Below are 22,710 nucleotides of genomic sequence, written 5' to 3' on the forward strand. Positions count from 1 at the left end.
ATGTACGGACTGATCTGGCGGATTCTGCCCGGGCCGTGGTTCGTCAAGCTCGTCTTCGCCCTCATCCTCATCGCGGCCGTCGTCTACCTGCTCATGCAGTACGTCTTCCCCGCCGTCGCCCCCTACATGCCGTTCAACAACGCGACCGTCACCGACGAGGGCGGGCAGTGACCCGCATCCTCGTCGTCGACAACTACGACAGCTTCGTCTACACCCTCGTCGCGTATGTCCGTGAGCTCGGTGCGACGGCCGACGTCATCCGCAATGACGACTTGTCCGCCGAGGCGGCCGTGGAGCTGGCGGACGGATACGACGGCATCCTGCTCTCCCCGGGACCGGGTGTGCCCGCGGAGTCCGGGGTGTGCCCCGACCTCATCCGCTGGGCCGCCGAGGCGGGCCGCCCGCTGTTCGGGGTGTGCCTGGGGCACCAGGCCCTCGGAGAGGTCTTCGGGGCGACGGTGACGCATTCGCCGGTCCTCATGCACGGCAAGACCTCGGTCATCACCCACGACGGGGCGGGCATCTTCGCCGGCTGCCCCTCGCCGCTGACGGTGACCCGGTACCACTCGCTCGCGATCGTCGACGAGACGATCGACCTCGAGACCTTCGCCGTCACCGCGCGCACTCCTGATGGTGTCGTCATGGCCATCGAGCACCGCAGCGCACCCCTCTACGGCGTCCAGTTCCACCCGGAGTCCGTCCTCACGGAATCGGGCTACCTCATGCTCGGCAACTGGCTCGAGGTCTGCGGACTGTCCGGCGCGGCCGCACGGGCCGCGGCGATGTCGCCGCTCGCCTCGGCGATCTCCGCTCCCTGACACTTCCGCCTCCCGGACTTCAGCGCTTAGGATCGACTCAGTCGATCCAGTGAGAGGACATCCCATGGAAGAGCCGAGTTACTTCCCGACCGAGCCGTATCGCGAACTCACCGTCTTCGAGGCCCAGCCCGTGCCCACGGTCGTCGTCGAGGCCCAGAACCATCCGATGAGCGAGCTGCCGACCCTCTTCGACTCCGTGTACTCCCGGCTCTTCCCCGCGCTCGCCGAGGCGGGGGTCGAGCCCGCGGGACCGGCGTTCTCCCTCTACACGCGCCCGCCCACGGACACCGTCGACATCCAGGTGGGCATCCCGGTGGCCGGGGTCCTGAGTCAGGCGCTCGACCTCGGTGACGACCTCACCGCGATCCCCGCCGAACTGCCCGGAGGATCGGTCGGAGCGATCTCCCACCTCGGCGGATTCGACGGTCTCGCCGAAGCGTGGAATGCGCACATGCAGGGTCTCGTCGCCGCCGGCCATCACCCGGACATGCCGTTCTTCGAGGTCTACGTCACCGAGCCGAGCCCGGACATGGATCCGGCGGACCTGCGCACGGATCTCTTCGTCACGCTCGGCTGAGGGCTCGCCTGCGGCTGAGCCGTCACGCTCGGCTGAGAGCCCCTCTGCGCTGAGAACTCAGTCGCCGTTGCCTCGGGCGTCGGCCCAGTCGTCGAACCACGAGCTGCCGCCGCCGACCGCACCGTCGTTCGACGTGCCTCCGCCGTTGCCGTTGTCCCCGCCGTTGCCATCGGGGCTGTCGGTCGGCGACGGTGCGGTCGGGATGCCGCCGGGGATCGACGGGATCGTCGGGGACGGCTCCGGCGGCTTCTTGGCCACGCGGATGGTGATCTCCGAACCCTGCGCGACATCGGTGCCGCCCGGGGTCGACTGCTCGAAGACCGTGCCCTCCTCCTGGTCGGCGGTCTCGACCTCTTCGACCTTGCACTGGAGCTTGTAGTCGTCGCCGGAGAGGGTGCTGCAGGCGTCCTCCTGCGTCTGCCCGAGGACGTCGGGGACCTTGACGAGTCCCGAGGACACGACGAGATCGACGTTCGAGTCGACATCGACCTTCTCGCCCTCACCGGGCTTCGTCTCGATGACGACGCCCTTCTTCACATCCGGTGAGTTCTGGGAGATGTGGGTGCCCGCCTGGAGTTTCGCGTCGTTGAGGATCTGGCGCGCCTCCTCCTCGGTCTTGCCCGCGACCTCGGGGACGGTGACGTTCTCGGGGCCTAAGGAGACGACGAGTTTGACGGTGCTGTTCTCCGGGATGCTCTGGCCGGCGGCCGGATCCGTCGAGATCGCACTGCCCTCATCGACGTCGGCGTTGTACGTCTCCTCCGTCGTGACGTCGAATCCCTGATTGCGCAGCTGCGCCTCGGCGGCATCGGCATCCATGCCCGCGACGTCGGCGACCTGGACCTGGACGATCGGTTCGGGCTTGTTGATCTCGTACACCCACAAGGCGACGGCCGCGAGGGCGAGGAGGACGAAGATGCTGCCGATCCAGATCCACGCCCGCGAGCGCTTCTTCACCGGCTGCTGCTCCTGCCGGGTCATGATCTGGGAGACCGGACCGGTCTCGGGAGCCGCCTCGGCGTCGAGCGGGTACGCCTGCGTCGCAGGCGGCGGACCCATCATCCCGGCCCCGCCGGCCGCCGCGAACGCCTGCGTGCGATCGAGGTCGCCGTCGATGCTCAGCGGTCGACCGTCGCGCGCGGCGAGGACGTCCTCCCGGAACGTGTAGGCGTCCTGGTAGCGCTCGTCGCGATCCTTCTTCAGGGCGTGGAGGACGAGTCGATCGACCTCCGGGGGCACATCGGGGTTGTAGAAGCTCGGCGGCTGCGGCGTCTCACCGACATGCTGATACGCCACGGCGAGCTGGGAGTCGCCGACGAACGGGGGCCGACCGGCGAGCAGTTCGTAGAGGAGGCACGCGGTCGAGTAGAGGTCGGACCGTGCGTCGACGACCTCGCCGCGCGCCTGCTCGGGGGAGAGGTACTGGGCGGTGCCGACGACCGACTGCGTCTGGGTCAGGCCGCTGTTGTCCTTGAGCGCCCGGGCGATGCCGAAGTCCATCACCTTGATGTCGCCCTCGGGGGTGAGCATGACGTTCGCCGGCTTGATGTCGCGGTGGACGATGCCGTTGCGGTGGGAGTACTCGAGCGGGGCGAGGACCCCGGCGATGACGTTGAGCGCCTCATCGACGGTGAGCGTGCCGTGTTCGTTGAGGACCTCGCGCAGGGTCTGACCCTCGACGTACTCCATGACGATGAAGGGCACGGAGACGCTCGAGCCGCCGGATTCGACGAACTCCTCCTCACCCGAGTCGTAGACGGCGACGATGCCGGGATGGTTGAGACCGGCAGCGGACTGCGCTTCGCGCTTGAGTCGCGTGTGGAAGGAGGGGTCGCGCGCAAGATCGGACCGCAGAAGCTTGATCGCGATGCGTCGACCCAGACGGGTGTCGACGCCCTCGTGCACCTCTGCCATGCCCCCACGGCCGAGGAGGGCACGGACTTCGTACCTCTCCGACAGCACCTTGGGCTCAGTCATGTACTTCCTCCGCGTATGTCACCCGGACGCGTTGAGCAGTCCGGGCAGTTCCTCAAGATTACTATTCTTCGCTCGTCCCATGTCCCAGTCGCCTCGGCGGCTAACCCTCGTCTCCGCTGGAGTCCGCGCCTGCGTTCGTGCCGTTTCCGTTGTTGCCGTTGGCGTTGGATCCGCCGTTCGGGTTCGACCCGGGATTCGAGTTCGCGCCGTTGCCGGAATTCGCTGACGATCCGCTCTCCGAGCCCGACTCCGAGGACGACCCTGAGTTCGAGTCCGAGGAGGAGCCGCTGTCCGAATTCGAGGACGCGCCGGAGTCGGAGTTCGACGAGGATCCGCTGTTCGAGTTCGACGACGACCCGGAGTCGGACGAGGAGCCCGAGTTCGAACCGCTGCCCGACCCCGAATTCGAGCCGGAGTCGCTGCTCGGTTCGCTCGGCCGCGACGTCCGCGTCGGCTCGGGTGCCGGCTCCTCGGCAGGTCCTGAGGAGATGTAGAGGGTGACGGTGTCGCCCTCCTGGAAGGTGTAGCCGCCGCCGTCGGCCTCGCCGACATCGGCGACGGTGCCCTGGGCGCGGTTGGAATCGATCGTCTCCGTGTCGACGCGCAGGCCCTGCCGTTCGAGGTTCTGCGTCGCCGAGGACTCGGACTGCCCGATGTAGTCGTTTCTGTCGATCTCGATCTCCTGCGGCGCCTGCGAGGTCGTCGCACTCGTCGACGGAGCGGGAGCCGGCTCCTCGCCGTTCTGCCCGAGGAAGTACCAGAGGAGGGACCCGACGGCGATGAGTGCGAGGATCGCGAGGACCCAGATGAGGACCCTGCCCTTCTTCGACTGCTTCTTCTCCAGCTCATCATCGGTGCCGTTGGGATCGTTCGGGTCACCCGCGGCGACGGCCTGGTTGTAACCGGTTCCCGTGGGCGGACCGTAGCCGGGCTGCTGGTCGGCGCTGTAGACGCGGGTCGCATCGTTGCTCGAGGTGGTCGGCAGGACCTGCGTCGAAGGCACCGGGTCGGGGTCGTTGAAGACCTGCGTGAGCGCCTCCGATGCGGCATTGCCGTGGCGCATCTGCGGCAGCGCGGCCTCGGCGGCGGCGACGTTGCCCACGGCCAGCGCCTCGGCGGCCTTGGCCACGGCCATCGCATCGTCGGGCCGGCGTTCGGGCTTCTTCTCGAGCAGGGAGTCGACGAATCGGCGCATCGGCTCGGAGACCGTGTCCGGCAGCGGCGGGTGCTGCTGGTTGACCTGGGCGATCGCGATCGCGACCTGCGAGTCCCCGGTGAAGGGGCGCTGGCCGGCAAGCGCCTCGTAGGCGATGATGCCGAGCGCGTAGAGGTCGGATCCGGGACCCGAGCCCTTGCCGGTGGCCTGTTCGGGGGCGAGGTACTGGGCGGTGCCCATGACCTGACCGGTCTTCGTCAGCGGCGCCTGGTCGGTGACCCGGGCGATGCCGAAGTCGGTGATCTTCACCCGGAAGTCCGGGGTCATGAGGATGTTGCCGGGCTTGATGTCGCGGTGGACGACACCGACCTTGTGCGCGGCGCCGAGCGCCTGTGCGGCCTGCGAGACGATGCTCAGCGTGTCCTCTTCGGACAGCGGGGCGCTGCGTTCGATGATCGTCGACAGGGGTTCGCCGGGCACGTACTCCATGACGAGGTAGGGCGAGCCGTCCTCGTCGCCGTAGTCGTAGACGCCGGCGATGCCGGGATCGGAGACGCGGCCCATGTTCTGTGCCTCGGCGCGGAAGCGGGCGAGGAACGTCGAGTCCGAGAGGTATTCGTCCTTGAGGATCTTTGCGGCGACCTCGCGTCCGAGCACGGAGTCGACGCCCTTCCACACCTCGCCCATGCCGCCCACGGCGATCCGCGAGGTCAGAGTGTACCGGTTCCCCAGCTGAGTGCCTTCACTCGGCCTCATTTGTCGACCACCGCTTCCATCATGTCCTTGGCGATCGGTCCTGCGACCGTCGCACCGTAAGCTTCATTGCCGGCGTTGCCGCCGTTCTCGACGACGACCGCGACCGCGATCTGCGGGTCGTCGGCAGGGGCGAAGGAGATGAACCACGCATGCGGGGCCGCACCCTGCGCGTGCTGGGCGGTGCCCGTCTTCGCCGCGACCTGGACGCCGGGGATCTGCGCCACCGAGGCGGTACCGTCGGTGACGACGCCCTGCATAATCGTATTGAGCTCTTCGGCCGTCTGACCGGAGACGGGACGCGAGAGCTCCGTCGGCCTCGTCTCCGTGATCGGCTCGAGAGTGTTCGCGTTGAGCACGCGGTTGACGAGCTCCGGCTTCATCATTCTGCCGTCGTTGGCGATGCCGGCGGTCATCATCGCCATCTGCATCGGCGTCGAGCGCACCTCGAACTGGCCGAGCGAGGACTGCGCGAGCTGCGGCGGGTTGAGGTCCGAGGGGAACGTCGACGGGGTCACGGTGAGCGGGATCGAGAGGTCCTGGCCGAAGCCGAACTTCGCGGCCTGCTCGGCGATCGCGTCCTCACCGAGATCCATGCCGAGCGAGGCGAACGACGTGTTGCACGATTCGGCGAGCGACTCCGCAAGGGTGGGGCGACCGCCGCCGCGGCAGGCCCCGGCGTGCGAGTTGCTGATCGTCGCCGTCGTCTGCGGCAGATCGAGGGTGGCCGGGCCGTTGAGCCGCGAGTCCGGCGTGTAGTCGCCCGATTCGAGGGCGGCGGCCGCGACGAGGACCTTGAAGGTCGAGCCGGGCGGGTAGAGGTTGCCGCCGATCGCGCGGTTGTAGGCCGGGTTCTCCGGGTCGTTGTTGAGCTGCTCGAACGCCGACCGCGCCTCGTCCGGGTTGTGGCTGGCGATCGGGTTGGGGTCCCAGCCCGGCGTCGAGGCCATCGCGAGGATCTTCCCGGTCTTCGGGTCGAGCGCGACCGCCGCACCGGTCTGGTTGCCGAGGCCGTCCCAGGCCGCCTGCTGGACGTCGGGGTCGACGGTGAGCTCGACCGCGGCACCGCGCGGCTGCTCACCGGTGAAGAAGCTGCCGACCTTGTCGTAGAAGAGGGCGTCGGAGTCACCGGAGAGGTAGTCACCGGCGGCGCGCTCCATGCCCGAGGCACCGGAGACGATCGAGTAGTACCCGGTCATCGACGCGTACGCACGGGGGTCGAGGCCGTCCGAACCGTACTGACGCTGGAACCGGTAGCGGTCGTCGACGGGCTCGGAATAGGCGATCGGCGTGCCGTCGACGAGGATCGGTCCGCGGTCGCGCGAGAGCTGATCGAGGATCTGCCGGTTGTTGAGCGGGTTGGCGTTGAGGGAGTCGGCGGTGACGAACTGCACCCAGCTCGTCGAGCCGAAGAGCAGGGCGAACATGACGAAGCCGACGACTCCGATGTGCGTGAGCGACTTCTTCATCGGTCTCCTCCCTGGGAGGGCTCGTCGGTCGGGCGCTGGTCGGGGCCGCTGGGGCGGCGGGTGCTGAGGTTCGTCGTGACCGCCTCGTCGGCGGGAGTCGTCGCGTGGACCGTCGTCGGCGACTCATCGGCGGCGGGGTTGATCCGGTCGCCGGGGTTGTTCCGGTGATCAGCGTCGACCTGGTCGCCGTCGTCGTCGGACTTCTTCCGGCGGCGCGCCGAGGCGGTCGTGGAGTCGGGGTCCTCGGTGATCTTGAGGACGCCGGTGTGGAATTCATCGACCGGGCGGCGGGCATTGTCCGACATCCGCAGCAGGAGGGCGATGATCACCCAGTTCGCGACCAGGGACGAGCCGCCCTGGGCGAGGAACGGCGTAGTCAGACCGGTGAGCGGGATGAGGCGGGTGACCCCGCCGACGACGACGAAGACCTGGAGGGCGATCGTGAACGACAGTCCTGCGGCGAGCAGCGTGCCGAAGCCGTCGCGCAGCTTCTGCGCGGTCCTGATGCCGCGTTCGAAGATGAGGAGGTAGCAGAGCAGGATGACGAAGAGACCGGCCATACCGAGCTCCTCGCCGAAGCTCGCGTAGATGAAGTCGGATTCCGCGTAGGGGACCATGTTCGGTCGGCCCTCGCCGAGTCCGGTGCCGACGAGACCGCCGTTGGCCATCCCGAACAGACCCTGGACGAGCTGGTAGGACCCGCCCGGCGTCTTGTTGTACTCCTCGGCAGTGAGCGCATTGAGCCAACCGTCGATGCGCTGCTGGACGTGGGAGAAGAGCAGGGTCGCGAGGACGGCGCCGGCGGCGAAGAAGGACATGCCGATGATGATCCACGAGACCTTCGAGGTCGCGACGTAGAGCATGGCGACGAAGAGGCCGAAGAAGAGGAGCGAGGTGCCGAGGTCGCGTTCGAAGACGAGGACGCCGACGCTGGCGATCCACGCGATGACGATGGGGCCGAAGTCGCGCAGCCGCGGGAAGCGGATGCCGAGGATCTTCGGGCCCGCGAGCACGAGCTGATCGCGGTAGGCGACGAGGTAGCCGGCGAAGAAGATCGCGAGCAGGATCTTCGCGACCTCACCGGGCTGGAACGACAGCGGTCCGATGCCGATCCAGATGCGGGCGCCGTTGATCGTCCTGCCGAGGCCCGGAATGAGGGGCAGCAGGAGGAAGAATAGGGCGAGGAAGCCCGAGACGTAGGTGTAGCGGCGCAGCCAGCGGTGGTCGCGGAGGACGATGAGCACGGCGATCGCGAGACCCACTCCGAGCGTCATCCAGATGAGCTGCTGGGTGGCGCTGTCGAGGAACTCCACGCGACCGAGGTCGACGCGGTGGATCATCGCCAGGCCGAGTCCGTTGAGGAGGACGGCGATGGGCACGAGGACGGGGTCGGCGTACTTCGCCTTCCACCACACGACGATGTGGATGAGGAGGGCGAGAGCCGTCAGCCACGCCATATAGCCGTAGATGTCGGTCGGCATGGCATCATCGACGCCGAGCCCGACGAGCGCGTAGGCACTCGTCGAGGCGACGATCGCCAGGATGATGAGCCCGAGCTCGGCCAGGCGGTAGGGCCTGGGCCGGGCTGCCTGGGAGACGGAGTCTGACATCACTGCGACTCCTCAGTGATCGCGTCACTGGGTTCGGCGCTCTGCCCGTTCGGCGGGGAGGGGGCGGGATCGCTCGGCGCGGTCGCATCCTCGGCGTTCCCGGAGACGGTGCCGGCGCTCTCGGCCTCCCGACGGAGATTGTCGATGATCCGGTCCGCCTCTTCGCGGGAGTCGGCCTGGATCGAGCTGCGCAGCCGGTCCTGGGAGAAGCTGTTGAGCGAGTCGACCTGGATGTCGGTGGTGTCCTCGAGACGGCTGAGCTCGATGGGGCCGAGCGTCGTGTCGAGCCCGCGGTAGAGCGTGACCTGGCCGTTCTCGTTCGTCAGGTAGTAGTGGTTGTTGATGTAGTTGTAGGCGAAGAAGCCGGCCACGGCGAGGGCGATGATGACGATGGCGGCGATGATCCACCCGAGGTAGGAGCGATTCTCGACGTCCTCAGGCTCGTCGTCCTCGTCGGACTCGGCCGCATCCTCGGTCTCGTCCTCGGTCAGCGTCCGCACGGACCCGGCGGGCACCTCGGCGGTGGGTTCCTGCCCGGAATCACCGGACCCGGCATCGGTCACGGTCTGCAGGGGCACGGTATCGGTGGGGATATCGGTGTTCGCGAAGTCGTGCTGCGCGGTCGCGCCGTCGCCTTCCGGGCGGGTGCCGATCGTCGCGTACTGCGGGTTGAGGTGGACGGAGCCCACGGACTTGCCCTGGGCGGTCTCGACGGTGCCCTCGATGACGTCGCCGATGACGACGGTGACGTTGTCGGCGCCGCCCCCGGCCAGAGCGAGGTCGATGAGCTGGCGGCAGGCCTCGTCGGGGTCGGCCACCTCGGCGAGGACCCGGGTGATGTCACCGATGTCGGCGAACCCGGTGAGGCCGTCGGAGCAGAGCAGCCAGCGGTCGCCGACGTGGGCCTCGCGCAGGGAGAGGTCGAGGTCAGGGGACGTGCCGACGTCGCCGAGGACCTTCATGACGACGGAGCGCTGCGGGTGGGTGTCGGCTTCCTCGGCGGTGATGCGGCCCTCGTCGACGAGCATCTGGACGAAGGTGTGGTCGTGGGTGACGGCGTGGAGTTCGCCGTCGCGGTAGACGTATCCGCGGGAGTCGCCGATGTGGGCGAGTGCGAAGCGGTTGCCCGGCGCGCGCAGGAGGGCGGTGACGGTCGTGCCCATGCCGGCGAGTTCGGGCTGTTCGGCGACGCCGCGGCAGATGCGGTCGTTGGCGTCGAGGATCGAGGTGCGGAGGATCTCGAGGGCGTCCTCGCCCCCGGTCTCGCGGTCGAGTTCGGCGAGGCGGGCGACGGTGATCGCCGAGGCGACGTCACCGCCGGCGTGCCCGCCCATGCCGTCGGCGATGAGGAGGAAGTTGGGACCCGCATACCCGGAGTCCTGGTTGTTCTTGCGCACGAGCCCGGTGTGGGACCGGGCTGCGGAGCGAAGGGTGATCGTTCCGTCGGTCGTCACGATTGGGTCTCCAACGTCGTATGTCCGATGGTGATCTGAGTGCCGATGCCCAGGTCGAACGGGGCGGTGATGCGCGAGCCGTCGACGAACGTGCCGTTCGTCGAGCTGAGGTCCTCGAGCACCCAGGCGCCGTTCCGCGCGATGATGCGGGCGTGGTGGCTCGAGGCGAAGTCGTCGTCGATGACGATCGTGTTGTCCGGCGCGCGCCCGAAGGTCACGGGTGCCCCGGAGAGGATGAGCGAGGTGCCGGCCATCGGACCGGCCGTCACCCGGATCGAGCCGGGATTCGCCCGCGGCACCGGACGCGAGGGCGCCGGCGGCTGCTGGGCCGGGCGGTTCTGGGTCTGGTTCTGCGCCTGCTGGTTTTGGGCGGGGGCGGACTGGCGCGAGGAGCCCCGCGCGGCCTTGTTCTTCTTCGACTTGCGGGGTCCGCGCCGCGCGCCGAAGATGTCCCGCCTGAGCACGCCTGCCACCCCGAAGACGAAGAGCCAGAGGATGACGAAGAACGCGAACCGGAAGACGGTGACGGTGAATTCGCTCACAGAGTGTCCTGTTCGGTGTAGCGCACATCGGCATCGCCTGCCGTGAGCACATCACCGTTGCTGAGGTTGGCGGAGGTCAGTTTGCGTCCGTGGAGCAGCGTGCCGTTCGTCGAGCCGAGGTCGTTGGCGACGGCATGGTCGCCCTCGACGACGATCTCGAAGTGGCGGCGCGAGACACCGGGGTCGTCGATGACGAAGTCCGAGCTGTTCGACGAGCGTCCGAAGACGTTGCTGCCCTGACGCAGGGGGTAGGTCTGTCCGTTGATGTCGACGCTCGCCTTGATCGTGCGCTGCCGGGCCGGGGCGGCCTGGCGGATCGGGGTCGCCGACCTGGCGGGCTCGCTCGAGCGCCGCGGCGCGGCCTGGCGCTGCGGCACGGGACGGGAAGACGACGCCGGGGCCGGTTCGACGATGTTGTGGGAGCGGGAGACCGGATCGTAGCCGCCGCGGTTGGCCGGCTGAGCCGCCGGCGACCCGTCGGGGCGCTGGGTGCTCGAGACGACGCGGTACATGCCCGTGTCGAGGTCGTCGGCCTCGACGAAGTCGACGGACACCGGCCCGACGAAGCTGTACGCCTGCTCGATCGCGTGGTCGCCGATGACCTGACGGAGATCGGCCCGCAGTTCGGTCTCGATGCCGGAGAGGCGCTCGAAGTCGGCGGGTGAGAGCTCGATCGTGTAGTGATTCGCCGTCAGGGTGCGTCCGCGGGAGACGACGGCTGCCTTGTTGTCGGCTTCGCGGCGCAGGGCCCCGCCGAGTTCGACGGGTTCGACCTGGGAGCGGAAGGCCTTCGCGAAGGCGCCGTTGACGACGTTCTCCAGTCCCTTCTCGAAGCGATCGAGAATTCCCATGGCACCTCCTCCGGTTCGGCATCGTCTGTCTCGTGTTCGGGCGGTCGGCCAGAACGTGGGCACATGGTCTGCACTGCTCTTTCGCGTGGGCGTGACCGTATCCGGCGCGAGGCGCCGTTTCGGGTACACCAACACCCAATCCTAACGCGGAGGCGCTCTCATCTCACGTCCTGCGCGATCTCGGGGCGCACCTCGGCGGGGATTCACTGTGCGCGTTCAGCCTGGCAGGACGCGTTGAGCGGTCCGTCGCTGGCGGGGGAGTGGAGCGCGGCGGCGGGGTGGGGTGGCGGGGTGCGGGGGCATGACGGTGGCGGGGTGCGGGGGCATCGCGGCGGCGGGGTGCGGGGGCATCGCGGTGGCGAAAGTGTGAAGGTCGCCACTTTTCGGAGGTTTCTGCGGGGATTTCGGTCGTTTTTGCCGGACTTCGCGGGTTCACGGGCCTTCTGAGTTTCTTGAAATCCGCGCGGCGATGATAAAGTCTTCTCTTGTTCGCGCGAGTGGCGGAATTGGTAGACGCGCTGGCTTCAGGTGCCAGTGATCGCAAGGTCGTGGGGGTTCAAGTCCCCCCTCGCGCACCAGCGAACATGAGCCCCTCACCGGCCCGATCAGGGTCAGGTGAGGGGCTCTTCGCATGCCTGCCGGCTTCCTGTCCGCCCCGCATCACCCGTCCCGCGAGCGCGTGCGCCAGTCGAAGCTGAGATGGCCAGGTCCGGTACTGGCCATCTCAGCTTCAATTGGCCACCACTCAACCGGCGCAAACCTGGCGTGCACTCATGACAGCGGTTCGACGTCGCGCTCCGCCGCTCCCTGCGACCCCTGTCGTCGCACCGCGCCGGGGGTCGACCCGACGATTCGGGTGAACGCGCGGTTGAACGCGGCCTCCGAGCGGTAGCCGAGCTCGCCCGCGAGCGTCGCCGCCGTGACCTCGGTGTCCCGCAGCCGCGACTGGGCGATGGCCATCCGCCACCGCGTGAGGTAGGCGATCGGGGCCTCGCCGACGAGGTCGGTGAACCGGGCGCTGAACGAGGACCGCGACATCCCCGCGACCCGTGCGAGGCGCTCGAGCGTCCACTCCTCACCGGGACCGTCATGGATCGCCTCGATGACCCGGCCGATGCGCTCATCCCGCAGGGAGCGCAGCCACCCGGCGCCCGCCTCGGCGTCGGAGTTCATCCACGACCGGATCGCCTGGACGACGAGGACATCGGCCAACCGCGTCGCCACGGTCTCCGCTCCCGGCTGCGGATGCGCGAGCTCGGCGGCGATGAGCCGGAGGGTGTCGCGCACCGAGGAGGCGACGCCCGCCTCATCCCCGCTGACCCGCAGGATTGCCGGCAGGCTGCGGACGAGCTGCCGGGCGGCCGGATCATCGAAACCGACGATCCCGCAGATCAGCCGCGTCGTCGGGCCCGCGCCCCCGTACCGGAGGACGGAGTAGCTCTCGCCGAGGTACTCCTGCGGCAGGAGATCGACGCGCGGTCCGCGCGGGGCCGCGGGATCGCTGAGGAGATCGTGACCGCGCCCGTGCGGGACGAGCGCGAGGTCACCGGCGGCGAGCTCGACGGCGTCCTCCCCGGGCAGGCGCAGCCAGCACGACCCGGCGACGAGGACGTGGAAGCTCACGGAGTCGGCGATCGCGGGCATCTCGAGCGACCACGGGTCACCGAACTCGGAGTGGGAGCAGAACGTCGAGCGCATCCGCAGGGTGCCGAGCACCCGGGCGAGCCGATCCTCCCCGCCGGGCGCCTCAACGGCCCGACCGGCCGCCGGTCGCCTCCGCGGTGCCGGTGTTTCGGGAGCCGACGCCCTCGCTGCCCGCATCGCGGGAGCGGCGCCCTCCGGTGCGCTCATCATGACGGCATCGTGTCACAGCCCGCCCGCGGCGACCAGGGCTCGATTCGATCAACCGACTCGTTCGGACGATCGAGCAAGAAGTGCGGCCGTTCGGGCATGGAGTGTCCGAGACGACGTCCGTAGCGTCGGAGAGGCAGACAGTTCAGCCACTCCAACAGATCAGCCACCGTAGTAGAGAAGCAGTAGAGAAGGAGTCCACCATGTTCGTCATCGCAGGAGCCACCGGACACGTCGGATCCGCCACCGCCCACACTCTCCTCGACGCCGACGCCGACGTCGGCGCCGAGGTCCGCGTCCTCGTCCGCCGGGAGGCCGACACCGCACCGTGGCGTCAGGCCGGAGCCGAGACCGCGACGGTCGACCTCACCGACCGCGCAGGGCTGACCGCCGCCCTGACCGGGGCCGCAGGGTTCTTCGCTCTGCTGCCGTTCGACCTCGGCGCCGCCGACCTCAACGCCCATGCCGAGCTGCTCAGCGACGCGATCGCCGGAGCCGTCGCCGAGGCGGGCGTTCCCCACGTCGTCATGCTCTCCTCCGGTGGCGCCGACCTCGCCGCGGGCACCGGCCCGATCACCGGACTCCACCGTCTCGAACGGGCACTGGGCGAGACGGGGACGACGCTGACGGCCCTCCGGTCCGGCCACTTCCAGGAGAAGGTCTCCGACGTCATCGACCTCGCCCGGGAGACCGGCACCTACCCGGTGTTCGCGCCCACCGCCGAGGCGCCCGTGCCGATGGTCGCGACCCGTGACCTCGGCGCGGTCGCCGCCCGCGCGCTGCTCGCCCCGCCGCCGTCGAGCGAGGCCGTCGACATCATCGGGCCTTCCCGGTCCGAACGGGACGTCGCCGAGGTGCTCGGTCGTGCCCTCGGTCGCGCGCTCACCGTCGAGATCGTCCCCGAGGCAGCGTGGGCGCCCGCGCTCACCGCGGTCGGGTTCGCTCCCCACGTCGCCGACAGTCTTGCCGAGCTCTACCGTGCCGATGCCGCGGGTCTCCTCGCCCCGCGGGGCGACCGGAGCATCACGGTGACGACGACGGTCGAGGAGACGATCGCGGGACTCGTCGGGCACGCTTCCGACGCGGGCGCGCCGTCATGATCACCGGTGTCCTCATGATCACCGGACTCCTCGTGGCGGCGACGCTGACGAACGGACTGCTCGCCGGGCTGTTCTTCGCGTTCGTCTGCGCGGTCTCACCCGCCTATCGGAGACTCGACGACGGAGAGTTCGTCCGCGGATTCCGTGCGATCAACTCAGTGATCCTCCGCCCGACATTCCTCGTCGTCTTCGTCGGCGCCCCGCTCACCGCGGTGGCCGCTGCCGTGACGGGCACGCTGAGGATCAAGGTCGAACCGGGAGGGCTCGGAATCGCCTCCGACCCGGTGGGAACGGCGCTGCTGTGGATCGGGGCGGCCGCCTCGGTGGTCTCCTTCCTCATCACCGCCGCCGTCAGTGTTCCACTCAACCAGGGTCTCGACCGTGCGCCAATCGACACATTCGGACAGCAGCAGGCGGCCCGCGTGACGTTCGAGACCCGGTGGAACCGCGCGAACCTCGCGCGCACGCTGACGTCGACGCTGTCGGTTTTCGCGCTCGCAGCCGCGCTCGCCCTCGGATGACGCGCCCCAGCCCCGGATGCAGGGCCCCAGCTCCCGACCCGGCTGTTGCCGAACCGGAACAGGATGAACACCCCTCGGGCCGCGACCGGGCATAGATTCGCTTTCATGACCTCGATCCGTTCCGCCGCAATCGCGCTCGCCGCCGTGCTCGGTCTGACACTGACCGCCTGCACAGCCTCGTCGTCGGACGATTCGGACCTGCCGCCTGAGGCGCAGGTGCAGCTGAGTCCGCAGGGGGGTGAGGGCGCGTGGCTCACTGATGCGTACGCGGCCGGGTTTGACGCGCAGTACGCGACGGCGAACGAGGTGTGCGCGGTGACCGACGACATGGCGATCGAGGTCGAGCGCGGGGTCGGCGGGGACTCGACAGTGATGGGCAGACAGCTACGCGGCGGTCAGCTCCTCTGGGAGATCGACGATGCGACCTGCGGGCAGGGCGCACTGCTGCCCGGGGACCCGGACTCGTCGGTCCCTGCCGCGTCCGCGGCGACGGTCGTCGTCGGGAGCCGGTGGCAATCGGGGATGCGCGCCTGGAGCCTCGTCGATCCGGCCACGGGAACCGAGCGGCAGGCCATGGGGTTGGGACCCGAGGTCGCGAGCGCTCAGCCGGTGGCCTGGGCCGGCACCCGTGTCGTCGTCCGGACGGGCGTCGAGGACCTCGTCGGACTCGACATGGGCACAGGCGAGAAGAAGGGGAGCGAGGTGTGGCGCAGTCCCGTCGCCGCCGGCTCCGAGGTGACCGTCCTCGCCGACGATCTCCTCGGGGTGACGAACCAGCGGGGCAAGCGGATCACCGTTCTCGACCTCGAATCCGGCGAGGTGAGGCTGTCGACCGCCGTCACCCGGCCCGACTGGATCACGTGGGCCAGCGACGGATATGTGGAGAAGATCCAGGAGACCGACCCCGAGTACGCCTTCGTCGACCTCGACGGTCGCGAGGTCGACCGCACGACGGGCGTCTCGCAGTACACCTTCGTCCCGCAGCCCCGTGAGGGCGTGACGTTCCCCCTGTCCGACCACCGGCAGGCCGGAACCGTCGTCGGCGTCGATGCGACGGGGACCCCCGCGCTCACCGAGGACGCCCAACGTCGCATCTTCACGCGCTCCGGTGAGATCGCCGAGCTGCCCGACAGCCTCATCATTCTCCAGGGTGTGAGCGCCGACGGCTCGCTGCTCCTCTTCCCCGGCACTCCCGACGGACTCGTCCTCATCGACGACGCCGGCGAACAGGTCGCGTCCTGGCCGCTGGGGTTCTCGGAGCTGCGGATCGAATCGGGGCTCATCGTCATCCGGGGAGAATCGGGGACCTCGGTGCTCCTCCCCGGCGAGGTCTAGTCAGCTCTCGCCGAGGCGGTGCGCGATCCCCGTGTCAGCGGCGCGCAGTAGGGTTGACCCATGCCGAGTGAGACCGCGCCGTCGATCGCGTGGTCCGTCATCGGTGCCGCGCGCCGGAACGAACAGGCGGGTCCGGGCGACGACGGCACGGTCACCGTCGTCGATCTCGACGCGTCCGGGGCGGAGATCGCCCGAACCGACCTCGCCGAGGCGGCCGTTCCCGACCTCGTCCGTGCCCGTGAGCGCAGTGCCCGATCGCCCGGTGCCTCTGGCGCGCGCCCCGCCCCCGCACCGAGGTGGGTGCTCAGCGACACCCCCAAGTGGTCCCCGGCGCTGCTCGCGGCCGGGGTGCGCATCGACCGCGCCCACGACCTCAGGCTCGCTCATGCGATCCTCGTCCGCTCAGAACTCGTCACCGAGCCCACGGCGCTGCGGGCCGCCGAGGAGTGGGATGCGGGACCCGTCACCGCCCCCGCCGTCGGGCAGGCGGAGACCCTCTTCGACGTCGCCGGCGGCCGTGGCCGCCCGAAGGAGGTGCCCCATGACATCGACGCCGCCCTCGCCGAATTCGCCCGGCAGCAGGCGGCGCTGACGACGGCGACCGACCCGGGACGCCTGCGCCTCCTGCTCGCCGCGGAATCGGCCGGTGGCCTCGTCGCCGCGGAGATGCACGCGGCCGGAGTGCCGTGGGACGTCACCGAGCATGAGCGGATCCTCACGGACCTCCTCGGCGAGAAGCCGGCTGCGGGCGCGAAGCCGGCGAAGATGCTCGCCGTCGCCGAGGAGGTCCGGGCCGCCCTCGACGATCCCCGCGCGAACCTCGATTCCCCGACCCGCCTGCTCGCCTCCCTGCGCAACGCCGGGATCAACGTGTCCTCGACGTCGAAGTGGGAGCTCGCCGAATCCGACCACCCGGCGATCGAACCGCTGCTGCGCTACAAGAGGATGGGCCGGCTGCTCTCGGCCAACGGCTGGCACTGGCTCGCCGAATGGGTGAGCGAGGGCCGGTACCGACCCGTCTACGTGCCCGGCGGCGTCGTCACCGGTCGCTGGGCGGCCAGCGGCGGTGGGGCGCTGCAGATCCCCCGGCAGCTGCGCCCGGCCCTGCGCGCCGACGACGGGTGGACCCTCATCTCCGCCGACGTCTCCCAGCTCGAGCCCCGGGCGCTCGCCGCGATGTCCGGCGACCGGGCGATGGCCGAGGCCGGGCGCGGCCGCGACCTCTACTCCGGACTCGTCGACGAGGGGATCGTCGCGACCCGGCAGGAGGCGAAGATCGCCGTCCTCGGGGCGATGTACGGATCGACGACGGGGGAGGCCGGCCGGCTCGTCCCCCGCCTGCGCACCTCCTTCCCTGCGGCGATGCGCCTCGTCGACACCGCCGCCGAGGCGGGACTGAGCGGCGGGATCGTCACCACCTGGCTGGGACGGTCGTCCCCGGCGCCGAGTGACGGCTGGCGGCAGGTGCAGGCGCAGGCGAATGCGTTCGATGCGACCCCGGCCGATGAGAACCGGGCGAGGCGAGCCGCAGGGGACTGGGGCGCTTCACCCGCAACTTCGTCGTGCAGGGCACCGCCGCGGAATGGGCGCTCGCGTGGCTCGCCGATCTGCGTCTGCGCCTCGCGCGCCTCCCGGAGCTCGACGAGGGACGGGCCGACGCCTCCGGACCGGTGTTCGCCGGGCGCGCCCACCTCGTCTTCTTCCTCCACGACGAGGTCATCGTCCACGCCCCGGCAGCGCAGGCCGACGCTGCGGCCGAGGCGATCAGGGAGGCGGCCGCCTCGGCGGGACGACTGCTCTTCGGCGACGCTCCCGTCGACTTCCCGCTCGACCTGACGATCGGAGAGCGCGCCGCCGCGAAGTGACAAGGCGCCTGGTGTCCGGGCGCCGGTCATCGTCACGTCAGGGGCACGATGTAGGGTGTCCCCAGATCAGCACCACGCCGTTGCACACACCGGAGGTCACCCATGGCAATCACCGTCAAGGCACTGCAGAAGACCGGGCCCGCGGAGCCCTTCCGCGTCGCGGAGATCGAGCGCCGCGACCCGCGTCCCGACGACGTCGTCATCGACATCCGAGCCGCCGGCATCTGCCACAGCGACATCCACACCGTCCGCAACGAATGGGGCGAGGTCGACTTCCCACTCGTCGTCGGCCACGAGATCGCCGGAGTCGTCTCCGCCGTCGGCGCCGACGTCACCGACTGGAAGGTCGGCGACCGCGTGGGGGTCGGCTGCCTCGTCGACTCGTGCGGCGAATGCGTCGAATGCCTCGCCGACCAGGAGCAGAACTGCCTGCGCGGCAACGTCGGCACGTACAACTCGACCGACGTCGACGGCACCATCACCCAGGGCGGGTATGCGGAGAAGGTCGTCGTCAACGAGCGCTTCGTCCTCCGCATCCCCGACGGCCTCGACTTCGACGTGGCCGCCCCGCTGCTCTGCGCCGGCATCACGACCTACGCGCCGCTCAACCGCTGGGGCGCGGGAGAGAAGAAGGCCGGGGCGCCGAAGAAGGTCGCCGTCCTCGGGCTCGGCGGTCTCGGGCACATGGGCGTCCAGATCGCGGCGGCTATGGGCGCCGAGGTCACCGTGCTCTCCCGCAGCCGCAAGAAGGAGCAGCTCGCCATCGACCTCGGGGCGCAGCGGATGCTCGCGACGACCGACGAGGACTTCTTCTCCGAGCACCGCGGCGAGTTCGACCTCATCCTCAACACGATCAGCGCCGACATCCCCGTCGATCGGTACCTGCGTCTGCTCGCACCACGCGGTGTCATGGCCGTCGTCGGACTGCCGCCGACCAAGCAGGAGCTCTCCTTCGGATCGCTCATCGGCGGCGGCAAGGTGCTCGCCGGGTCGAACATCGGCGGCATCGCCGAGACCCAGGAGATGCTCGACTTCTGCGCCGAGCACGGCATCGCCGCGCAGATCAAGACGATCGACATCGCCGAGGCGGACTCGACCTACGACCGCGTCGTCGCCGGTGAGGTCTACTTCCGCGCCGTCATCGACATCGCCTCGCTCAGCGCCGCCGAGGCTGCGTCTTCGAACTGAGGCTGTGCCTTCCTGAGGTCGGCCGCGTCAGAGCATCGTCGCCGCGGTCGCCACGAGGGCGAATGCGGCGACGATGACGGCGACGCGGACGACGTGAAGGCGGTCCCACCGCCGCATCTGCACGCGCCAGTCGTCCGGGTGGTCCTCGGCCGTCCACGCCTTCGTTCGGTTGTTGATCGGCACGAGGAGGGCGGTGGACACGACGACGCTGACGACGAGCAGCGCTGCCGCGACGCCGAGCAGGGCGGCTTCGGGCCGTCCCCACAGGAGCACGGAGAGCACGACCGTGACGACGAGCGAGCCGATGTAGAGAATCGGCATCGTCCGTCCGAGCAGGCGCGCCCCATCGGCGCGGCCGGCGATCGCAGGTCCGGCCGGCAGGCGGAGGAGCACCGGATGGAGCGCGAAGGCGACGGCCGCCTCGATCCCGACGAGCAGGCCGATGACGACGATTGCGACGACGGCAGTGAACGGTTCCATGATGAGTCCTTCATCTAGCGGCGCTAGAATATCTAGCACTGCTAGAATAGGGCGGGTCGGGCGAGAGCGCAAGAAGGGAGTCGTGGTGGCGAAGTCGTCGAAGGCGGAACAGGCGGAGACGCGGACGTCCGCGCGCCGCGCGGCGATTCTCGTCGCCGCCCGTGACCGCGCGGAGGCCGAGGGGTGGGCGGCGGTGACGACGCGTCGTCTCGCCGAGGCGATCGGCTATTCGCAGCCGGTGCTCTACGGCCATTTCCGCGGCGGCAAGACGGAGATCATGCGCGCGGTCGCTCTCGAGGGATTCGTCGAGCTGCGACTGCGGTGCGCTGCCGCGGTCGAGCAGGCAGCGGACGCCTCGGCCGTCGACGCGCTTGCCGGGGCCTACCTCGACTTCGCTGGGGACCACCCTGCCGTCTACGAGGCCATGTTCGCGCAGCCGATCGGTGCGCGCTTCGCCGAGGAGGGCAACGAACCGGAGCTGCGCGGCGCCTTCACCGTGCTCGCCGAGGTGATCGGCGACGACACTGCCGCCGAGGTGTTCTGGAGTGCGCTCCACGGCATGAGCCTGCTCGAGGCGGCCGGGCGGATGAAGATCGAGGACCGCACTCGGCGCATCGGGGAGCTGACCGCACGGTTCCCGTGAGGCTGGGCGTCGGCGAGACGGCTGGGAGTCCCGCCTCGGCGAGATCGCTATCGTTGACGGTGATGACGGATGACAGTGATGACAGATGACAATGATGACAGTTGACGGGCGGCAGACGATGAGCGGATACCGGCAGCGCCTGCGCACGGTGCCGCTCGGTCTGCTCATCCTCTACACCGCGTTCATCGCGCTCGTCACGCTCACCCCGCAGCAGCTCGACACGGGCCCCGACTCGTTCATCGCGCGTCTCCTCGCCTTCCTCGCCTCCCACGAGTCGACGGCTTGGATCGACTACGTGACGCTCGAGAAGCTCGCCAACGTCGGACTCTTCGTCCCGTTCGGCTTCCTCCTCGCCCTGCAGCTCGGCCCGCGGCGCTGGTGGATCGGCTGGGTCGCGGGTCTCGTCTTCACGTGCCTCATCGAAGGCACCCAGCTCACCCTGCTCTCGCCCACGCGGTTCGGCACCGTCAGCGACCTTGTGACGAACACGCTCGGCGCCGGCCTCGGAGCCGCTCTCGCGCTGCTGGTCATGCTCATCTGGCCCCCGCGCACCGAGAAGGAGCCCGTCGACTACGTCGTGCGGTGAGGCGGCTTCTGTGAGGGGTCTGCCGGTCCCTCGAGGGCATCGATGCAGGTGTCGAGTGCCGCGCCGAGGCGCTTCCGCCCCGCCTGGTCGAGGCCGGCGACCATGCGCTCCTCGATCCCCTCGACCAGTCTCGACGCCTGAGCGAGCAGGGTCTGCCCGTCGGCAGTCAGCGTCGTCGGCCGGGCTCGCCCCGACTCGACGGTGTCGGGTCGGGTGACGAGGTCGCGATCCTGCAGGCCGCGCAGCAGCGTGTTCATCGCCTGCCGGGTGACGAACGCGCCGCGGGCGAGCTCCGAATTCGATGCGCCAGGGCTGCGCTCGAGCAGCTCGAGGCACGCGTACTGCGGCGTCGAGAGGCCGAGCGGTCGGAGGACTTCGTCCATCCGCGACTTCAGCAGAGACTGCACGTGCTTGAGCTGATACCCGATCAGCGATTCGAGGCGAGGACTCTCTTGACTCATGTCAATATTCTGACATACGGTGGGAATGTCAGAAACCTGACATATGAAAGTTCCGATGAGTTCGCGGTGACGAGGGCAGCGTCGGAGCATGAGGGAAGGAAGCAGTCATGATCGTCAACGGAGTGGATTTCGTCGCCCTGCAGGTGCGCGATGTCGAGGACGCCGCCGACTTCTACGAGACGCGGCTCGGGTTGACCCGAGCGCCGGCCAGTCCTCCCGGCGCCGTCGTCTTCGCGACTGAGCCGATCCCCCTCGCCGTCCGCGAACCGCTGCCCGGTGTCGATCTCGACGCCGTCGAGCGGCCGGGGACCGGGGTGGCGCTGTGGCTGAGCTGTGTGGGCACCGCGGAGCTCCATGACGCACTCGCCGAGGCGGGGGTGGAGATCCTGCGACCGCCGTCCCAGAGCCCGTTCGGTCTGACGTTCACCTTCAGCGATCCGGACGGCTACGCGGTCACCGTGCACGAAGCGGGGGTGTGACCTGGCCGCCTCGGCGATCTGGCCGCCTGAGCAAGGTCAGCGGGACGGGCGAGGTCAGCGGGAACGGCGTCCGGGGACCCAGCAGGCCACCTCGGCGCTGTAGTCGTCGAAGTCGGCACCGAAGCGCTGCCGCAGATCCGCCTCCTCATGGGGGCGGATCATCCAATTCCACAGCAGGGACCCGGCGATCGCGTAGACGATGACGAGCCACGATTCGATGAACATGCCGATCGCCACGCCCTGGACGACCCCGGCGACGGCCATGGGATTGCGGACGAAGCGGTACGGGCCGTCGTCGACGAGGCGGTTGGGCATCGCCGAGGGCAGCGGGGTGCCCCCGCCGTAGCGCGCCATCGTCACCGCCGACCAGATGCCGAGCGCACTCGCGAGGACGAGGAGCGCGAAACCGGCGAGGACGACGAGGAAGGGGAACTTCACGTCGAGCTGCCACCGCTCCTCGAGGGACTTGATGATCCACGGGAGGATGACGAGGAAGACGCCCCAGAAGCACACGAGCTGGGCGAACGTGCGCATGAGAAGTGCGTTCTCACCGTCGGTCCGGGAGCTGCGGAAGGCGAACGGCCCGACGAGGAGGCGCTCGCTCGGCACGCGTCCGTAAACGACGAGAGACCCGGCGACGACGCCGGCGACGGCGGCCGCGATCATGGCGACTGCGCCGAGTCCGGCCTGCGTGGTCACGGTCGCGTAGACGGCCATGCCGAGGGCGACGAGGATCGTCCACGGCACGACGACCCACACCGCCAGGCGGACTCCGAAGGCGACGGCCGCCGAGGCGAGGACGAAGAGGGGGATGTCGAAGACGGCGACGACGATGGGGTCGAGCGGTCCGAGGGTCGCGGTGCGCACGCCGGGCACCGTGAAGACGCCTGCCCACCATGCGGCGCCGAGGAGGGCCTGGAGTCCGAAGTAGACGCGACCGTGGACCGCGGTGACCGGCAGATCGGTCGGGCGGAGTGCGTTCGTCATCGTCCTG

General features: G+C 69.5%; 21 protein-coding genes, 1 tRNA gene and 1 pseudogene. 12 read left to right on the forward strand and 11 right to left on the reverse strand.

Going from position 1 to position 22,710, the window contains the following annotated elements; translation table 11 throughout:
* The 3 genes from ABD154_RS03175 (at nt 1) to ABD154_RS03185 (ending at nt 1,395) form a co-directional block, all read left to right on the forward strand.
* Nucleotides 1-171 carry a hypothetical protein gene (locus tag ABD154_RS03175; RefSeq protein ID WP_198500121.1) on the forward strand — a complete coding sequence of 57 codons (171 nt, stop codon included), beginning with the start codon at nt 1-3 and terminating at the stop codon, nt 169-171.
* Complete coding sequence (locus ABD154_RS03180) at nt 168-818, forward strand: anthranilate synthase component II (protein WP_344249994.1); 651 nt, start codon at nt 168-170, stop codon at nt 816-818. The genes ABD154_RS03175 and ABD154_RS03180 overlap by 4 nt, the downstream gene beginning before the upstream one ends.
* Nucleotides 819-882: 64 nt before the next feature.
* The gene (locus tag ABD154_RS03185; RefSeq protein ID WP_344249996.1) at nt 883-1,395 is read left to right on the forward strand and encodes a GyrI-like domain-containing protein; all 513 of its coding nucleotides are present in this window, start codon (nt 883-885) and stop codon (nt 1,393-1,395) included.
* Between the two features lie 57 nt (nt 1,396-1,452).
* Here ABD154_RS03185 and pknB read toward each other — a convergent pair whose 3' ends face one another.
* The 7 genes from pknB to ABD154_RS03220 all read right to left on the reverse strand — a co-directional run bounded on the left by pknB (nt 1,453) and on the right by ABD154_RS03220 (nt 11,207).
* Complete coding sequence (gene pknB, locus ABD154_RS03190; protein WP_344249998.1) at nt 1,453-3,372, reverse strand: Stk1 family PASTA domain-containing Ser/Thr kinase; 1,920 nt, start codon at nt 3,370-3,372, stop codon at nt 1,453-1,455.
* 100 nt (nt 3,373-3,472) lie between these two features.
* The gene (locus ABD154_RS03195; protein WP_344250000.1) at nt 3,473-5,284 is read right to left on the reverse strand and encodes a protein kinase domain-containing protein; all 1,812 of its coding nucleotides are present in this window, start codon (nt 5,282-5,284) and stop codon (nt 3,473-3,475) included.
* Nucleotides 5,281-6,750, reverse strand: coding sequence for a peptidoglycan D,D-transpeptidase FtsI family protein (locus ABD154_RS03200; RefSeq protein WP_344250002.1), 1,470 nt, complete (start codon nt 6,748-6,750; stop codon nt 5,281-5,283). Before ABD154_RS03200 ends, ABD154_RS03195 begins: the two co-directional genes overlap by 4 nt.
* Entirely contained in the window at nt 6,747-8,360 is a 1,614-nt protein-coding gene (locus tag ABD154_RS03205; RefSeq protein WP_344250004.1) for an FtsW/RodA/SpoVE family cell cycle protein, read from the reverse strand. The genes ABD154_RS03200 and ABD154_RS03205 overlap by 4 nt, the downstream gene beginning before the upstream one ends.
* A complete protein-coding gene (locus ABD154_RS03210; RefSeq protein WP_344250006.1) occupies nt 8,360-9,814 on the reverse strand; it encodes a PP2C family protein-serine/threonine phosphatase in 1,455 nt (484 codons plus the stop codon). Before ABD154_RS03210 ends, ABD154_RS03205 begins: the two co-directional genes overlap by 1 nt.
* Complete coding sequence (locus ABD154_RS03215; protein ID WP_344250008.1) at nt 9,811-10,356, reverse strand: FHA domain-containing protein FhaB/FipA; 546 nt, start codon at nt 10,354-10,356, stop codon at nt 9,811-9,813. The genes ABD154_RS03210 and ABD154_RS03215 overlap by 4 nt, the downstream gene beginning before the upstream one ends.
* The gene (locus ABD154_RS03220) at nt 10,353-11,207 is read right to left on the reverse strand and encodes a DUF3662 and FHA domain-containing protein (RefSeq protein ID WP_344250010.1); all 855 of its coding nucleotides are present in this window, start codon (nt 11,205-11,207) and stop codon (nt 10,353-10,355) included. Before ABD154_RS03220 ends, ABD154_RS03215 begins: the two co-directional genes overlap by 4 nt.
* 491 nt (nt 11,208-11,698) lie before the next feature.
* Here ABD154_RS03220 and ABD154_RS03225 point away from each other — a divergent pair.
* A tRNA-Leu gene (locus tag ABD154_RS03225) sits at nt 11,699-11,785 on the forward strand.
* Nucleotides 11,786-11,978: 193 nt separating this feature from the next.
* On the opposite strand, the gene ABD154_RS03230 is transcribed toward ABD154_RS03225, so the two are convergent.
* Entirely contained in the window at nt 11,979-13,061 is a 1,083-nt protein-coding gene (locus ABD154_RS03230) for an AraC family transcriptional regulator (protein ID WP_232623788.1), read from the reverse strand.
* Nucleotides 13,062-13,261: 200 nt separating this feature from the next.
* Here ABD154_RS03230 and ABD154_RS03235 point away from each other — a divergent pair, with 200 nt between their 5' ends.
* The 5 genes and pseudogenes from ABD154_RS03235 (at nt 13,262) to ABD154_RS03255 (ending at nt 19,067) form a co-directional block, all read left to right on the forward strand.
* Nucleotides 13,262-14,158 (forward strand): NmrA family NAD(P)-binding protein, encoded by an 897-nt coding sequence (locus ABD154_RS03235; protein WP_198500131.1) that lies wholly within the window; start codon nt 13,262-13,264, stop codon nt 14,156-14,158.
* Nucleotides 14,155-14,679 (forward strand): anthrone oxygenase family protein, encoded by a 525-nt coding sequence (locus tag ABD154_RS03240; RefSeq protein WP_198500132.1) that lies wholly within the window; start codon nt 14,155-14,157, stop codon nt 14,677-14,679. The genes ABD154_RS03235 and ABD154_RS03240 overlap by 4 nt, the downstream gene beginning before the upstream one ends.
* A gap of 105 nt (nt 14,680-14,784) precedes the next feature.
* Entirely contained in the window at nt 14,785-16,014 is a 1,230-nt protein-coding gene (locus tag ABD154_RS03245) for a PQQ-binding-like beta-propeller repeat protein (protein WP_198500133.1), read from the forward strand.
* Nucleotides 16,015-16,074: 60 nt separating this feature from the next.
* Nucleotides 16,075-17,879 (forward strand): annotated as a pseudogene (locus ABD154_RS03250) (bifunctional 3'-5' exonuclease/DNA polymerase).
* Nucleotides 17,880-17,981: 102 nt separating this feature from the next.
* Nucleotides 17,982-19,067: an NAD(P)-dependent alcohol dehydrogenase gene (locus ABD154_RS03255; protein WP_344250016.1), complete on the forward strand. Its 1,086-nt coding sequence runs from the start codon at nt 17,982-17,984 to the stop codon at nt 19,065-19,067.
* A 27-nt stretch (nt 19,068-19,094) separates the two neighbouring features.
* Here the strand turns inward: ABD154_RS03255 and ABD154_RS03260 are convergent, their stop codons facing one another.
* Nucleotides 19,095-19,547, reverse strand: coding sequence for an anthrone oxygenase family protein (locus ABD154_RS03260; RefSeq protein WP_344250018.1), 453 nt, complete (start codon nt 19,545-19,547; stop codon nt 19,095-19,097).
* 85 nt (nt 19,548-19,632) lie between these two features.
* On the opposite strand from ABD154_RS03260, the gene ABD154_RS03265 reads away from it, so the two are divergent.
* Both ABD154_RS03265 and ABD154_RS03270 read left to right on the forward strand, forming a co-directional pair.
* Entirely contained in the window at nt 19,633-20,190 is a 558-nt protein-coding gene (locus ABD154_RS03265; RefSeq protein ID WP_232623789.1) for a TetR/AcrR family transcriptional regulator, read from the forward strand.
* 91 nt (nt 20,191-20,281) lie between these two features.
* Entirely contained in the window at nt 20,282-20,776 is a 495-nt protein-coding gene (locus ABD154_RS03270; RefSeq protein WP_232623790.1) for a VanZ family protein, read from the forward strand.
* On the opposite strand, the gene ABD154_RS03275 is transcribed toward ABD154_RS03270, so the two are convergent.
* Nucleotides 20,761-21,237, reverse strand: a complete 477-nt coding sequence (locus ABD154_RS03275) for a MarR family winged helix-turn-helix transcriptional regulator (RefSeq protein WP_198500136.1) — start codon at nt 21,235-21,237, stop codon at nt 20,761-20,763. The genes ABD154_RS03270 and ABD154_RS03275 overlap by 16 nt on opposite strands.
* A gap of 107 nt (nt 21,238-21,344) precedes the next feature.
* Here ABD154_RS03275 and ABD154_RS03280 point away from each other — a divergent pair, with 107 nt between their 5' ends.
* Nucleotides 21,345-21,716, forward strand: coding sequence for a VOC family protein (locus ABD154_RS03280; RefSeq protein ID WP_198500137.1), 372 nt, complete (start codon nt 21,345-21,347; stop codon nt 21,714-21,716).
* A gap of 54 nt (nt 21,717-21,770) precedes the next feature.
* On the opposite strand, the gene ABD154_RS03285 is transcribed toward ABD154_RS03280, so the two are convergent.
* Nucleotides 21,771-22,703, reverse strand: a complete 933-nt coding sequence (locus ABD154_RS03285) for a methyltransferase (protein ID WP_198500138.1) — start codon at nt 22,701-22,703, stop codon at nt 21,771-21,773.
* Between the last annotated feature and the right edge of the window lie 7 nt (nt 22,704-22,710).

The sequence above is a fragment of the Brevibacterium sanguinis genome (genome assembly GCF_039528855.1).
In the GTDB taxonomy this organism is placed as follows: Bacteria; Actinomycetota; Actinomycetes; order Actinomycetales; family Brevibacteriaceae; genus Brevibacterium; species Brevibacterium sanguinis.

Bases quoted from the DNA above. Each gene is read 5' to 3' on its own strand.
- ABD154_RS03175 (WP_198500121.1), top strand. From the start codon at position 1: ATGTACGGACTGATCTGGCGGATTCTGCCCGGGCCGTGGTTCGTCAAG.
- ABD154_RS03185 (WP_344249996.1), top strand. From the start codon at position 883: ATGGAAGAGCCGAGTTACTTCCCGACCGAGCCGTATCGCGAACTCACC.
- pknB (WP_344249998.1), bottom strand. From the start codon at position 3,372: ATGACTGAGCCCAAGGTGCTGTCGGAGAGGTACGAAGTCCGTGCCCTC.
- ABD154_RS03195 (WP_344250000.1), bottom strand. From the start codon at position 5,284: ATGAGGCCGAGTGAAGGCACTCAGCTGGGGAACCGGTACACTCTGACC.
- ABD154_RS03200 (WP_344250002.1), bottom strand. From the start codon at position 6,750: ATGAAGAAGTCGCTCACGCACATCGGAGTCGTCGGCTTCGTCATGTTC.
- ABD154_RS03205 (WP_344250004.1), bottom strand. From the start codon at position 8,360: ATGTCAGACTCCGTCTCCCAGGCAGCCCGGCCCAGGCCCTACCGCCTG.
- ABD154_RS03220 (WP_344250010.1), bottom strand. From the start codon at position 11,207: ATGGGAATTCTCGATCGCTTCGAGAAGGGACTGGAGAACGTCGTCAAC.
- ABD154_RS03230 (WP_232623788.1), bottom strand. From the start codon at position 13,061: ATGATGAGCGCACCGGAGGGCGCCGCTCCCGCGATGCGGGCAGCGAGG.
- ABD154_RS03235 (WP_198500131.1), top strand. From the start codon at position 13,262: ATGTTCGTCATCGCAGGAGCCACCGGACACGTCGGATCCGCCACCGCC.
- ABD154_RS03240 (WP_198500132.1), top strand. From the start codon at position 14,155: ATGATCACCGGTGTCCTCATGATCACCGGACTCCTCGTGGCGGCGACG.
- ABD154_RS03245 (WP_198500133.1), top strand. From the start codon at position 14,785: ATGACCTCGATCCGTTCCGCCGCAATCGCGCTCGCCGCCGTGCTCGGT.
- ABD154_RS03255 (WP_344250016.1), top strand. From the start codon at position 17,982: ATGGCAATCACCGTCAAGGCACTGCAGAAGACCGGGCCCGCGGAGCCC.
- ABD154_RS03260 (WP_344250018.1), bottom strand. From the start codon at position 19,547: ATGGAACCGTTCACTGCCGTCGTCGCAATCGTCGTCATCGGCCTGCTC.
- ABD154_RS03270 (WP_232623790.1), top strand. From the start codon at position 20,282: ATGATGACAGTTGACGGGCGGCAGACGATGAGCGGATACCGGCAGCGC.
- ABD154_RS03275 (WP_198500136.1), bottom strand. From the start codon at position 21,237: ATGAGTCAAGAGAGTCCTCGCCTCGAATCGCTGATCGGGTATCAGCTC.
- ABD154_RS03280 (WP_198500137.1), top strand. From the start codon at position 21,345: ATGATCGTCAACGGAGTGGATTTCGTCGCCCTGCAGGTGCGCGATGTC.
- ABD154_RS03285 (WP_198500138.1), bottom strand. From the start codon at position 22,703: ATGACGAACGCACTCCGCCCGACCGATCTGCCGGTCACCGCGGTCCAC.